13 protein-coding genes and 1 tRNA gene are annotated in these 11,825 nt (G+C 61.9%); 7 read left to right on the top strand and 7 right to left on the bottom strand.

Going from position 1 to position 11,825, the window contains the following annotated elements; genetic code table 11:
- Nucleotide 1: 1 nt before the first annotated feature.
- Nucleotides 2-325: an iron-sulfur cluster assembly accessory protein gene (locus G0P99_RS03375; protein WP_164127702.1), complete on the bottom strand. Its 324-nt coding sequence runs from the start codon at nt 323-325 to the stop codon at nt 2-4.
- Between the two features lie 76 nt (nt 326-401).
- Between G0P99_RS03375 and G0P99_RS03370 the strand changes: the two genes are divergently transcribed.
- The 7 genes from G0P99_RS03370 to G0P99_RS03340 all read left to right on the top strand — a co-directional run bounded on the left by G0P99_RS03370 (nt 402) and on the right by G0P99_RS03340 (nt 7,293).
- Nucleotides 402-1,559 (top strand): deoxyguanosinetriphosphate triphosphohydrolase, encoded by a 1,158-nt coding sequence (locus G0P99_RS03370; RefSeq protein ID WP_370462690.1) that lies wholly within the window; start codon nt 402-404, stop codon nt 1,557-1,559.
- Between the two features lie 72 nt (nt 1,560-1,631).
- A complete protein-coding gene (argS, locus tag G0P99_RS03365) occupies nt 1,632-3,383 on the top strand; it encodes an arginine--tRNA ligase (protein ID WP_164127698.1) in 1,752 nt (583 codons plus the stop codon).
- A 94-nt stretch (nt 3,384-3,477) separates the two neighbouring features.
- Nucleotides 3,478-4,566, top strand: coding sequence for an SPOR domain-containing protein (locus G0P99_RS03360; RefSeq protein ID WP_164127696.1), 1,089 nt, complete (start codon nt 3,478-3,480; stop codon nt 4,564-4,566).
- Complete coding sequence (gene nagZ, locus G0P99_RS03355) at nt 4,563-5,570, top strand: beta-N-acetylhexosaminidase (protein WP_164127756.1); 1,008 nt, start codon at nt 4,563-4,565, stop codon at nt 5,568-5,570. Before G0P99_RS03360 ends, nagZ begins: the two co-directional genes overlap by 4 nt.
- A complete protein-coding gene (locus G0P99_RS03350) occupies nt 5,560-6,351 on the top strand; it encodes a ScpA family protein (RefSeq protein WP_164127694.1) in 792 nt (263 codons plus the stop codon). The genes nagZ and G0P99_RS03350 overlap by 11 nt, the downstream gene beginning before the upstream one ends.
- Entirely contained in the window at nt 6,348-7,007 is a 660-nt protein-coding gene (gene scpB / locus G0P99_RS03345) for an SMC-Scp complex subunit ScpB (RefSeq protein WP_164127692.1), read from the top strand. The genes G0P99_RS03350 and scpB overlap by 4 nt, the downstream gene beginning before the upstream one ends.
- A gap of 64 nt (nt 7,008-7,071) precedes the next feature.
- The gene (locus G0P99_RS03340) at nt 7,072-7,293 is read left to right on the top strand and encodes a hypothetical protein (RefSeq protein WP_164127690.1); all 222 of its coding nucleotides are present in this window, start codon (nt 7,072-7,074) and stop codon (nt 7,291-7,293) included.
- An 11-nt stretch (nt 7,294-7,304) separates the two neighbouring features.
- On the opposite strand, the gene G0P99_RS03335 is transcribed toward G0P99_RS03340, so the two are convergent.
- The 6 genes from G0P99_RS03335 to plsX all read right to left on the bottom strand — a co-directional run bounded on the left by G0P99_RS03335 (nt 7,305) and on the right by plsX (nt 11,808).
- Nucleotides 7,305-8,384: a 2'-deoxycytidine 5'-triphosphate deaminase gene (locus tag G0P99_RS03335; protein WP_164127688.1), complete on the bottom strand. Its 1,080-nt coding sequence runs from the start codon at nt 8,382-8,384 to the stop codon at nt 7,305-7,307.
- A 61-nt stretch (nt 8,385-8,445) separates the two neighbouring features.
- Nucleotides 8,446-8,522: transfer RNA gene (locus G0P99_RS03330), tRNA-Pro, on the bottom strand.
- Between the two features lie 61 nt (nt 8,523-8,583).
- Nucleotides 8,584-9,309 carry a MerR family transcriptional regulator gene (locus tag G0P99_RS24640; protein WP_239059655.1) on the bottom strand — a complete coding sequence of 242 codons (726 nt, stop codon included), beginning with the start codon at nt 9,307-9,309 and terminating at the stop codon, nt 8,584-8,586.
- Between the two features lie 16 nt (nt 9,310-9,325).
- The gene (gene ihfA, locus G0P99_RS03320; protein ID WP_164127686.1) at nt 9,326-9,628 is read right to left on the bottom strand and encodes an integration host factor subunit alpha; all 303 of its coding nucleotides are present in this window, start codon (nt 9,626-9,628) and stop codon (nt 9,326-9,328) included.
- Between the two features lie 85 nt (nt 9,629-9,713).
- Entirely contained in the window at nt 9,714-10,685 is a 972-nt protein-coding gene (locus G0P99_RS03315; RefSeq protein WP_164127684.1) for a beta-ketoacyl-ACP synthase III, read from the bottom strand.
- A 4-nt stretch (nt 10,686-10,689) separates the two neighbouring features.
- On the bottom strand, nt 10,690-11,808 hold the full coding sequence (plsX, locus tag G0P99_RS03310; protein ID WP_164127683.1) for a phosphate acyltransferase PlsX: 1,119 nt from the start codon (nt 11,806-11,808) through the stop codon (nt 10,690-10,692).
- Nucleotides 11,809-11,825: the final 17 nt, after the last annotated feature.

The following is an 11,825-nucleotide window of genomic DNA, read 5'->3' as shown; positions in this document are numbered from 1 at the left end:
CTCAGATCGAAAACGATGTGCCACAGCCGCAAGAGGAGGTCGCGTTCGGATTGTCGATGACAAACCGGGCGCCGATCAACTCTTCGGTAAAGTCGATGGTGGCATTCTCCAGAAACGGCAGCGACACCGCATCGACAACCACCCGCTCGCCCTGTCCTTCGAGAACCAGATCGTCCTCCTTGGGTGCATCCAGCGCGATTTCGTATTGGAATCCGGAACAGCCGCCGCCTTCGACGGCGACCCGCAGTGCCTGACCCTGGCCGGAGGCGCCGATCTCGGCCAGCCGGGCAAAGGCGCGGTCGGTGACTTTCGGGGGCAAGAGCATGGCCGTCTCCAAGGTTTCAATCTGCGGTATCGTGCAATATAGAAAGCCCGAGGACAGGCGACAAGGACTTGAAAGAGTGACAAGAGCGGGGTTCGCGTCGGATCCGGCCCGGGCGCGGGGGCGTCTGGTGCCCGAGGAAGAAAGTGCGTTCCGGTCGTGTTTCCAGCGCGACCGGGACAGGATCATTCATGCCAGCGCCTTTCGGCGTCTCAAACACAAGACGCAAGTCTTTGTCGAACACGAGGGCGACAATTACCGCACGCGGCTGACCCACTCCATCGAGGTGGCGCAAGTTGCCCGCACCATCGCCGGCGCGTTGAACCTGAACGCGGAACTGACCGAGGCGGTGGCACTGGCGCATGACCTCGGTCACACTCCCTTTGGCCACACGGGCGAGGACGCGCTGCATGCCCTGATGGCGCCATATGGTGGGTTTGACCATAACGCGCAGGCGATCCGCATCGTCACCAGTCTGGAACGCCATTATGCGGCCTTCGATGGGCTGAACCTAACCTGGGAAACGCTCGAGGCGATCGCCAAGCACAACGGCCCGGTGCTGGGCGAACTGCCCTGGGCGCTGGCCGAGTGCAATGCGGCCTTCGACCTGGAACTGCACACGCATGCCAGCGCCGAGGCGCAGGTTGCCGCTCTCTCGGACGATATCGCCTATAACAATCATGACCTGCATGATGGGTTGCGTGCAGGGCTGTTTACCGACGCGCAGATTGCCAGCCTGCCAATCGTGGGGGAGTGTTACGCCGAGGTCGACAGGCTTTATCCCGAAACAGATGCGCTGCGCCGCAGGCACGAGGCGCTGCGCCGGGTTTTTGGCGTAATGGTATCGGACGTGATCGAGACATCGCGCGCCGCGCTGATCGCGTCGGGGGCGCAAACGGTCGAGGATGTCCGCGCCCTTGGTCATCCGGTGATCCGGTTTTCAGATACGGTCTGGCGCGACCTCAAGGTGATCCGCGCCTTTCTTTTCACGCGGATGTATCGGGCGCCTTCGGTGATGGAAAAACGGACCCAGGTCGCAAAGGTGGTCGAGGACCTGTTTCCCATCTACCTAAGCGATCCGCATCAGATGCCCGAACGCTGGCATCCCGAGATCGACGCCGCGCCCGATGAAACGACGCTGGCCCGGATTGTCTCAGACTACATCGCCGGTATGACCGACCGCTTCGCCCTGTTGGATCATGCCCGGCTGACCGGCTCCGATCCGGCCCGGATTTGAGCTGAAACTCACGGTTCCATTGACCTTGCCGCTTTGCGTGGTAAACCGCCAACCAAGCAAAAGGATACAGAGATGAACCTCTTTACCGAGATCCGCGCCCTGGTCGTGGCGGCGCTGGAACAGATGCAAGCCGAGGGCGCGCTGCCCCAGGGCCTCGATTTCGCCAATGTCGCGGTCGAACCGCCGCGCGACGCGCTGCATGGGGATATGGCCACCAATGCCGCCATGGTCCTGGCCAAACCGGCCGGTCAGAAACCGCGCGACATTGCCGAGGGCCTCGCCTCGAAACTGGCGGCCGACCCGCGCATTTCCAATGCCGAGGTGGCGGGCCCTGGCTTCCTCAACCTGACACTGGCACATTCGATGTGGCAGGGGGTGGTGGGCGCAGTGCTGCGTCAGGGCACCGATTTCGGCAAGTCCGACATGGGCTCCGGCAAGAGCGCCAACGTCGAGTATGTCTCGGCCAACCCTACCGGCCCGCTGCACGTGGGTCATTGCCGGGGCGCGGTGTTCGGCGATGCCTTGGCCGGGTTGCTGGAGTATGCGGGCTATGATGTGACCCGTGAATACTGGATCAATGACGGCGGCGCGCAGGTCGATGTGCTGGCCCGCTCGGCCTATGAACGTTACCGCGAGGCCAACGGTCTGGATTTCGAGGTCAAGGAAGGGCTCTATCCCGGCGATTATCTGGTGCCGGTCGGCGAGGCGCTGAAGGAGAAATTCGGCGACACCATGATCGACAAGCCGGAAAGCGAATGGCTGGATCCGTTCCGCGATTTCACCATGGCCGCGATGATGGAACAGATCCGCGGCGACCTTGCGGCGCTGGGTGTCGAGATGGACGTCTGGTCCTCGGAACGTTCTTACTACGAAAGCGGCAAGATCGAGCGCACGCTGCAAGAGCTGACCGATATGGGGCTGATCTATCGCGGCACGCTGGAACCGCCAAAGGGCAAGGCCCCGCCTGAGGATTGGGAGCCGCGTGAGCAGATGCTGTTCAAGGCGACCGACTATGGCGATGATGTTGACCGTCCGGTACAGAAATCCGATGGCGGATGGACCTATTTCGCCCCAGACCTCGCCTATCACTATGACAAGGTGAAGCGCGGATTCGACGTGATCATCGATGTGTTCGGGGCTGACCACGGCGGCTATGTCAAACGGATGAAGGCGATTGTCGCTGCGCTGGATACCGAAAAGCGCGTGTCTTTCGACATCAAGCTGTGCCAGCTGGTCAAGCTGTTCAAGAACGGCGAACCGTTCAAGATGTCCAAGCGGGCAGGGACCTTTATCACCCTGCGCGACGTGATTGACCAGGTTGGCCCGGATGTGACCCGGTTCGTCATGCTGACCCGCCGTAACGACGCGCCGCTGGATTTCGATTTCGACAAGGTGCTGGAGCAGAGCCGCGAGAACCCGGTTTTCTACGTGCAATACGCCCATGCCCGGGTTTCCTCGGTACTGAGACGGGCGGCCGAGGCGGGCATTGCCACCGATGACGCCACGCTGGCCACGGCCGATCTCACGTTGCTGAACCACGAGAGCGAGATTGCCGTGACCCGCAAGCTGGCCGAATGGCCACGTCTGGTCGAGATTGCCGCGCGGACCAACGAACCACACCGGATCGCCTTTTATCTCTACGAGCTTGCGGGAGAGTTCCATTCGCTGTGGAACCGCGGCAACGAGGTGCCCGAACTGAGGTTCATCCAAGATGGCGATGCGGCCACAAGTCAGGCAAAAATCGCGCTAGCCCGTTCGGTGGCGGTTGTGATTTCGGCGGGTCTTGCTATTCTCGGCGTCACTCCAGCGGAGGAGATGCGGTAATCTAAACAAAACCGCCCGAACCGCTGACCGAGGCAGTGGCAAGAAAAACCTGAGCGCGAACAAAGAGTTGCGCGAATGGGCAGTGAGGCGGAGTATGGCGAGTTTCGATTACACGGGTCACGTGAACCCGAACCAGGTGCATTATTCATACAAGGTACCAGAGTTCGATGTGGCTGAATTTCCTCTGGACGACGTCCAGCCTGAAGAGTTGGCCCCCGAGCAGGCAAGCCGGAAACTAGGCCGGGTTGTCAGTCTTTTGGGGGCGGTTGGTTCTCTGGCGCTGGTCGTCGGTATCGGCGTCTGGGGCTACAAGCTGGTGATGCGGGATGTCAGCGGCGTGCCAGTCGTGCGTGCGCTGGAAGGGCCGATGCGCATCCAGCCTGACAATCCGGGTGGTTTGCCTGCCGATAATCAGGGCCTTGCCGTGAACATGGTCGCCGCACAAGGCACTGCCGCGCCCCCGGCTGATCGTCTTGTCCTTGCCCCGCGTCCGGTGTCGCTTAGCGACGAGGACGTGCCCATGGGCGAAATCAAGCCGATTCCGGCCTCGCTGACGACTGCGGGTGAAATCCAACCGGAAGCAGTAGAAGCCTTCCGGAATGGGCAGATTGATCAGTTGGTTCAGGAGCTTACACAAGGTGCCGGTCAGCTCTCTGACAGTGAAAACGCCTTGCTGGAAGAAGAAAAGACAGAATTGGCCTCGATCGAGCAGCCAGCACCGTTGACCGCAATCGATCCGGCCGATCTGGCTCAGGTGAATTCCGGCAACCCGCTTGCCGGAGAGCCAGGCGTGCGACGCTCGCTGCGGCCGATTGCGCGTCCGGGCCGTGCCGTTCCGCGCGATGGTACGGCCGAGGCCACGACCAACGCGGCGATCAATGCGGCGCTTGGCACCGCCACAGCCGTCGACCTCGACCCCGAGGCTTTGCCGACGGGCACTCGGTTGGCCCAGCTTGGCGCTTATGACACGCCGGATATCGCGCGTGCGGAATGGGATCGCCTCTATGGCCGTTTTGGCGAATACATGGATGGCAAGCAGCGCGTCATTCAAGAGGCGTCGAGCGGTGGACGCACCTTTTACCGGCTGCGCGCCGCGGGGTTTGATGACCTGAGCGAGGCGCGTCATTTCTGTTCGGTTCTGGTCGCGGAACGCGCCGATTGCATTCCGGTAACGACGCGGTGAGTTACGGCGCGACGATCCTCGATGCCGAGGGACTGCGCCTGAGTGCGGATGAAAAGGCATTGTTTCGGGACGCCGACCCGTTCGGGTTCATCCTGTTCGGGCGCAATGTCGACACGGCGGATCAGGTGCGCGCGCTCTGCGCCGATTTTCGCGAGGCGGTTGGGCGCGACTGCATCATTACGATCGACCAAGAGGGCGGCCGGGTCCAGCGGCTGCGTCCGCCCTTGGCCCGCAACTGGCTGCCGCCCCTCGACAACGTCGCGCGGGCAGGCGAGAATGCGGAACGGGCGATGTACTTGCGCTATCGTCTCATTGCCTCCGAGCTTCGTGACCTAGGGATAGACAGCAATTGTGCCCCGATGCTGGACCTTGCGCGGGATCAAACCCACACCTTTCTGCGCAACCGCTGCTACGGTAGTGAACCTGAGACAGTTGCCCGGTTGGGGCGGGCCGTAGCCGATGGGCTGTTGGGGGGGGGCGTTCTTCCCGTGGTCAAGCATATGCCCGGCCATGGGCGCGCAACTCTCGACAGCCATCATGACCTGCCGCATGTTGCATCATGCGCCGAAGAGCTCGATGACACCGATTTTTCGCCTTTTCGCGCGCTGAACGATCTGCCGCTGGGAATGACGGCGCATATCGTCCTTGACCAGATCGACCCGCGACCGGCAACGATTTCCCCGGTCGTGATGGAGCTGGTCCGCGAGCGGATCGGCTTTCAGGGGCTGATCATGACCGATGATATCTCGATGAAGGCATTGGCCGGTACCATCGCCGAAAAAACCGCACAGGCCATCGCAGCGGGTTGCGATATCGCGCTGGTATGTAACCAGACGCTGAAGGACCGCGGGGCCGCGGCACAGGCTGCCGGTCGAATGACCGGACCGGCGCACGCCCGGGCCGAGCGAGCGTTGGCCTTGCGTCAGCCGCCTGCGGAACTTGACATCGCCGCCGCCGAGGCGGAACTATCTCGCCTCATGGGCGGGCAGGTGTATGACGGATAACCTCTTCAGCGAAGACCAGACCACGGTTGCCGAGCGGCTGGCCGCCGAGGCATTGATCGTCGATGTGGACGGGTTCGAGGGCCCGCTTGACGTGCTGCTGACCCTGTCGCGCACGCAAAAGGTGGATCTGCGCAAGATTTCGGTGCTGGAGCTGGCGCGGCAATACCTGGCCTTTGTCGAACGCGCCAAGGCGCTGCGCATCGAACTGGCGGCCGATTACCTCGTGATGGCGGCCTGGCTCGCCTTTCTGAAATCGCGCCTGCTCTTGCCTCCCGACCCGGACGAGGACGGCCCCTCGGGCGAGGAACTGGCTGCGCATCTGGCCTTTCAGCTGGAGCGTTTGCAGGCGATGCGCGATGCCGCCGCGCGTCTGATGGGGCGCGACCAGCTGGGGCGCGACTTTTTCCGCCGGGGCAAGGGCGAGGATATCGCCCGCGTCCGCACCGTGACCTATTCCGCCTCGCTGCTGGACCTGATGCAAGCCTATGCCCGCATCCGCACCCGCGACGAATTCCGCCCTTTTGTGATGGATCGTGACAAGGTCTATACGATGGAACAGGCGCTGGAACGGATGCGCGGGCTGATCGGGTTCGCCGGCAGCTGGACCGATATGGCCAGCTATCTGCCCGAGGGCTGGGGCAAGGACCCGGTGCGCCGCCGTTCGGCCACAGCGGCGACGTTTGCCGCCTCGTTGCAGCTGGTCAAGGAGGGGCATCTGGAAATCCGGCAAAGCGAGCTGTTCGCCCCGATCCATCTGCGCAAGAAAGACATAGACACATGAACGACGCGCCCGAGGACCGCACCGAAAGCCTGTTCGAGGCGCCGCCAATGGCAGAGCAGGAACGCATGGTCGAGGCGGTGCTGTTTGCCAGCCCCGACCCGGTGGGCGTGGGGGATCTGGCTGCGCGCATGCCCCATGGCAGCGACCCGGCCCAGGCGCTCGAGATGCTGCGCAAGCGCTATGAAGGGCGCGGCGTGCGGGTTGTACAGGTGGGCGAGGGTTGGGCCATCCGCACCGCGCCCGACCTGGGTTTTCTGATGCAGAAGGAAACGGTTGAAACCCGCAAACTGTCGCGCGCGGCGATCGAGACGCTGGCGATCATCGCCTATCACCAGCCGGTGACACGGGCCGAGATCGAAGAAATCCGGGGCGTCTCGGTCAGCCGGGGCACCATCGACCAGTTGCTGGAAATGGAGTGGATCCGGCTGGGCCGCCGCCGCATGACGCCCGGACGACCGGTCACCTTTGTCGTGACACCGCATTTCCTTGATCATTTCGGACTGGAAAGCGCCCGCGACCTGCCCGGGTTGAAGGAGTTGCGCGCCGCTGGGTTGCTGGAAAACAGGCCGCCGCCCGGCATGCTCCCGATCAGCGAAGCCCGCGAAGAGGACGAGGCGGAAACCGGACAACCGGAATTATTTGAGGGCGAGGGATAGAGGCGCCCTGAAATCTCCCAATTTCTGCACTACATTCCTGTTGGGCAGCAAAAGGAACCAAAGAATGAACATGAACCAACTGATCGACATGATTGTGCGCACGGTCATTCGGCGGGCGGTCAACTCGGGTGTAAACGCGGGCTTCGACGCGGTTTCGAAACTCGGGCAAAAAAACGAACCGGAGCGGACCAGAACGGATCAGGTCAAGCCGCAATCAGATCCGGAGCGTGAAAAGCTGCGCGCGATGCGTCAGGCGCGCCGCGCTGCGCGATCCTCGCAAGGGTAAATCTCGGCCGTTCAACTCGGGGCCTTGAAGTGTTTCGAGAGCTTCAGACCCTGCCCTTGATAGTTCGAAGCGATTCCCGCGCCGTAAAGCTGCGTCGGGCGCTCTGACATCTTCTCGTAGACCAGCCTGCCGACGATCTGACCGTGTTCCAGAACAAAGGGCGCTTCGTGGCAGCGCACCTCCAGAACCCCTCGCGATCCGGCACCGCCCGCCTCGGCATGGCCAAAGCCCGGGTCGAAGAAGCCCGCGTAATGAACCCGGAATTCCCCCACCATGGCAAGATAAGGCGCCATCTCGGCCGCGTAGAGCGGCGGGATATGCACCGCCTCGCGACTCACAAGGATATAGAACGCACCGGGGTCGAGGATGATGCGCCCGTCGCGGGTGCGCACCTCTTCCCAGTATTCGGCCGGATCATAGGCGTCAATACGGTCCAGATCGATAACGCAGGTATGGGGTTTCGCCCGGTATCCTACCAGATCGCTGCCAGGCAGGCGCAGATCGACGGAGAAGCCCAAGCCATCCTGAATGACGGCAGGGCCATCGACCAGCGGTGTCTGGGCATGCAACGCGCGAAGGTCATCGTCGCTCAGGCTGGCCTGGCCGCAGCGAAAGCGAATCTGGTTCAATCGCATTCCCGGACGCACCAGAACCGAAAAGGATCTGGGGCAGATCTCGGCATAGAGCGGGCCGGAATACCCGGCGGGAATCCGGTCGAACTCTATTCCACCGTCAGTGATGGTCCGGGTCAGCAGGTCCAGCCTGCCGGTCGAACTCTTGGCATTGGCGACTGCGCTGACATCCTCGGGCAAGGCCAGTGATTCCATAAGCGGAACCAGGTAGACGCATCCTTTTTCCAGAACCGCGCCCTGGCTCAGGTCGATCCGATGCATCTCAAACTCGTTCAGGCGGCTGGAAACGATGTTCCCGGCCCCGGCCAGGAACGATGCACGCACGCGATACGCCACGTTTCCCAGTCGCAAATCGAGGCTTGCGGGCTGAACCTGCGCCGGCAGTACCGGCGGCACCGCGCGGATCTGGCCCGCGTCGATCATCGCCTCGATCTGCTGGTTCGGACAAACACCTGTCATCCCATTTCCCCCGTCTTACAGAGGCCCTGGTCTGCCATTTTTTCGTTACGTCGGTTTAACTTGGTCGGGCTAGCAGGACTCGAACCTGCGACCTTCCGTCCCCCAGACGGACGCGCTACCAGGCTGCGCCATAGCCCGACGTTGGAGTGTTCATACCGGTTTTCGCGGCAGGGGCAAGGGGAAAACATAACCTTTTTCGTTACCCTGCCTGCCGGGAAAGCCAGCCTTTCAACTGATCGACCAAGGGTTCGATTTCAGGCGTCGCATTTGGGGACAGAGCCGTGACATGTGACAGCAGACCAAGCAGCCCGGGTTGGGCTTCGATCTCTTCCTCGTTCGCGAGCGCTATGTCATCTTCTGTTGCAGCAAGGGCGGGCTCTTCCTCTGTTTCAGGCCCGTCTTCCAGCCTGCCCGGAGCGGCGAGCGTTACGATGTCGATGCCGTCTGCAACATCGTCATCGTCGATGTAGCCCGACTCGTCGGAACTGTCCGCTTCCAGGGTTTTAGCGGCGATATCGGGAAACAGGGATCCCAGGCCGTTTTCTTCGCCCAGATCCATGTCGATCTGCACCGCCCCGGAGGGTATTTGTTTGGGGGCATTGAACCGGACGACATTGCCATTGTCCTCCAACTCGGCACCTGCCGAATCGTCAAGGCTCTGTGACAAGGAGGCGATATGGCCCACACCCTGTTCGCGCAGGACTTTCTGGACACCTTTGATGGTCATCCCATCTTCGTGCAGCAGCTTCTTGATCCCGCCCAGCAGTTGCATGTCCGCCGGACGATAATAGCGCCTGCCGCCGGCGCGTTTCACCGGTTTGACCTGGCTGAACTTGCTTTCCCAGAACCGCAGAACATGTGCCTGAACGCCGAGCCATTCCGCGACTTCGGAAATGGTACGAAATGCATCCGGCGACTTGCTCATGAGCTATGCCTTTGACCTACTTGCGGTTTCCGGCAGCGACTCGTTCCTTCATCAGATGAGAAGGGCGGAAGGTCAGCACCCGGCGGGGCTGAATCGGTACCTCTTCGCCGGTTTTCGGATTGCGACCGACACGGGCGGTTTTTTCCCGCACGCTGAAGGTCCCGAAGGACGAGATCTTCACCTGTTCGCCGCGCACCAGCGCGTCCGACATATGGTTCAGCATGCTCTCGACCAGTTGCGCACTTTCATTGCGTGAAAGACCAACTTCGCGAAAAACCGCTTCGCTCAAATCCATTCGTGTCAGAGTTTTGTCACTCATCGGGACCCCCGTGCTGTTGTGCGAGCATAGGGCGAGGGGAAAATCCCTGTCAATATCAATGAATTGCAAAGCGCAGGTTAGGCAGTTACCAGCGCAGTACCACAGCGCCCCAGGCAAGGCCGCCGCCGATGGCCTCGGTCACAACCAGATCACCCCTTTGGATCTGGCCGCGCTGCTTACCCACCGACAGGGCCAGAGGGATGGAGGCGGCCGATGTATTGCCGTGATCCTGAACCGTGACGACAACCTTCTCCATCGGCAGGCCCATCTTTTTCGCGGTACCCTGGATGATGCGGATATTGGCCTGGTGCGGGACGATCCAGTCGACATCGGCGCTGTGCAAACCTGCCTTTTCCAAGGCGGTTTCAGCAGTTTGCGCCAGTTTTTCAACAGCGTGGCGGAAAACCTGGTTGCCCTGCATGCGCAGGTAACCCGTTGTATGCGTAGACACGCCACCATCGACATAAAGCAGATCGCGATAGCGCCCGTCCGAGTTCAGATCCACCGCCAGGATGCCGCGATCCTGCGGGGTGCCGGCCGACTCTTCGGCCTCCAGAACCAAAGCTCCGGCGCCGTCTCCGAACAGAACGCATGTCGAACGGTCAGTCCAGTCCATGATCCGGCTGAAGGTTTCGGCGCCGATCACCAGAATCCGTTTCGCCTGGCCCGAGACGATCAGGGCATTGGCATTGCTCAATGCATAGACAAAACCGGCGCAGACGGCCTGTACGTCGAACGCGTAACCGCTGGTCATCCCAAGGCGGGCCTGCACCATGGTCGCGGCAGAGGGAAAGGTCAGATCCGCAGTTGATGTCGCGAGCACGATGGCGTCGATCTGATCCGCACGCAGGCCAGCATCATCCAGAGCGGCCTGGGCGGCCTTTGTGGCCAGATCCGAGGTGGTTTCGCCTTCGGCCGCGAAATGGCGTCTTTCGATACCGGAGCGGCTGCGAATCCACTCGTCGGTCGTGTCCAGCGTCTTTTCGAACTCGGAGTTGGGAACGACACGGGCGGGCAGATAGTGCCCGACTCCTTTTACGACTGCTCGGCCTGTCATCGGATCAGTTGCTTTCTTGTTCTTTGTTCGTGGCCGCATCCGCGGTCTTGGTAACATCCTGCGTCAGTTCCGCGACAGAGGCAACGCGGGCCGCAAGCCTTTCGGCAAAACCTGATCGCGCCAGCGTGAAGGCCAGTTTGATCGCAGCCGAAACCCCGGTGGCATCGGCGCTGCCATGCGACTTGATCACGGTGCCGTTCAGCCCCAGGAACACGCCGCCGTTGACCTGGCGCGGGTCGATGCGCTTGCTCAGCCGCCGCAGCGAGGTGACGGCCAGCAGAGAGGCCAGACGCGACAGCGGGGAATATTGGAATGCTTCGCGCAGCAGCGAGGCGATCATGCGCGCGGTGCCTTCGCCCGTCTTGATCGCGACATTGCCGGTGAATCCATCGGTCACGATCACATCGCAACGGGTGCCCGGAATATCGCTACCCTCGACAAAGCCCACGAATTCGAAATTCGCGGGTTCTGCGTATTGCGCTATCAGCGCCTGCGCCTCTTTCAGTTCGGCGCGGCCCTTGTGCTCTTCGGTGCCGACGTTCAGCAGGCCCACACGGGGGCGCGACAGGTGCATGCCGTTGCGGGCATAAGACGCCCCCATCAACGCATATTGCAGCAGGTCGGGCGCATCGGCGCGGATGTCGGCTCCGGCGTCCAGCAGGACATTGAATCCTTGAGGATTGCGCGAGGGGAACAGAATCGCGATCGCCGGGCGGGTCACCCCCGGCAGCCGCCGCAGCCGCAGCATGCTGAGCGCCATCAATGCGCCGGTATTGCCGCAGCTTACCGCACCAGCGGCCTCGCCCGTACGCACCGATTCGAGTGTCGACCACATCGACGTATTCTTGCCATTGCGGACGACCTGACTTGGCTTGTCCTCCATCGTGACGATGTCCGGACAATCACGAAAAACGACGCGCCCGTCCAGGACACGTCGTTTCGCCACCAAGTCGCGCAGCGTTTCTTCGGGGCCGTGCAAGATGAACCCCAGTTCGGGGTTCTTCGTTGCCGAGTTTGCAATCCCTGCCACCACGACCGAAGGACCCGCGTCCCCGCCCATAGCGTCAACCGAGATGATGATCTTTCCGGTCGCTGTGCCGGTCTGATCGGGCTGAGCTGTCATGCCGTGGCCTGCTCAGG

Origin of the sequence: Ruegeria sp. PrR005, from assembly GCF_010500245.1 — a bacterium.
In the GTDB taxonomy this organism is placed as follows: domain Bacteria; phylum Pseudomonadota; class Alphaproteobacteria; order Rhodobacterales; family Rhodobacteraceae; genus Ruegeria_B; species Ruegeria_B marisflavi.
The sequence above is the reverse complement of the archived record's forward strand: the minus strand, read 5'-3'. Positions and strand labels throughout refer to the sequence as shown.

Coding starts and splice junctions, on each gene's coding strand:
- G0P99_RS03335 (WP_164127688.1), bottom strand. CDS start 8,384: ATGACAGGTGTTTGTCCGAACCAGCAGATCGAGGCGATGATCGACGCG.
- G0P99_RS03340 (WP_164127690.1), top strand. CDS start 7,072: ATGAACATGAACCAACTGATCGACATGATTGTGCGCACGGTCATTCGG.
- ihfA (WP_164127686.1), bottom strand. CDS start 9,628: ATGAGTGACAAAACTCTGACACGAATGGATTTGAGCGAAGCGGTTTTT.
- argS (WP_164127698.1), top strand. CDS start 1,632: ATGAACCTCTTTACCGAGATCCGCGCCCTGGTCGTGGCGGCGCTGGAA.
- G0P99_RS03350 (WP_164127694.1), top strand. CDS start 5,560: ATGACGGATAACCTCTTCAGCGAAGACCAGACCACGGTTGCCGAGCGG.
- scpB (WP_164127692.1), top strand. CDS start 6,348: ATGAACGACGCGCCCGAGGACCGCACCGAAAGCCTGTTCGAGGCGCCG.
- G0P99_RS03315 (WP_164127684.1), bottom strand. CDS start 10,685: ATGACAGGCCGAGCAGTCGTAAAAGGAGTCGGGCACTATCTGCCCGCC.
- G0P99_RS03360 (WP_164127696.1), top strand. CDS start 3,478: ATGGCGAGTTTCGATTACACGGGTCACGTGAACCCGAACCAGGTGCAT.
- plsX (WP_164127683.1), bottom strand. CDS start 11,808: ATGACAGCTCAGCCCGATCAGACCGGCACAGCGACCGGAAAGATCATC.
- G0P99_RS24640 (WP_239059655.1), bottom strand. CDS start 9,309: ATGAGCAAGTCGCCGGATGCATTTCGTACCATTTCCGAAGTCGCGGAA.
- G0P99_RS03375 (WP_164127702.1), bottom strand. CDS start 325: ATGCTCTTGCCCCCGAAAGTCACCGACCGCGCCTTTGCCCGGCTGGCC.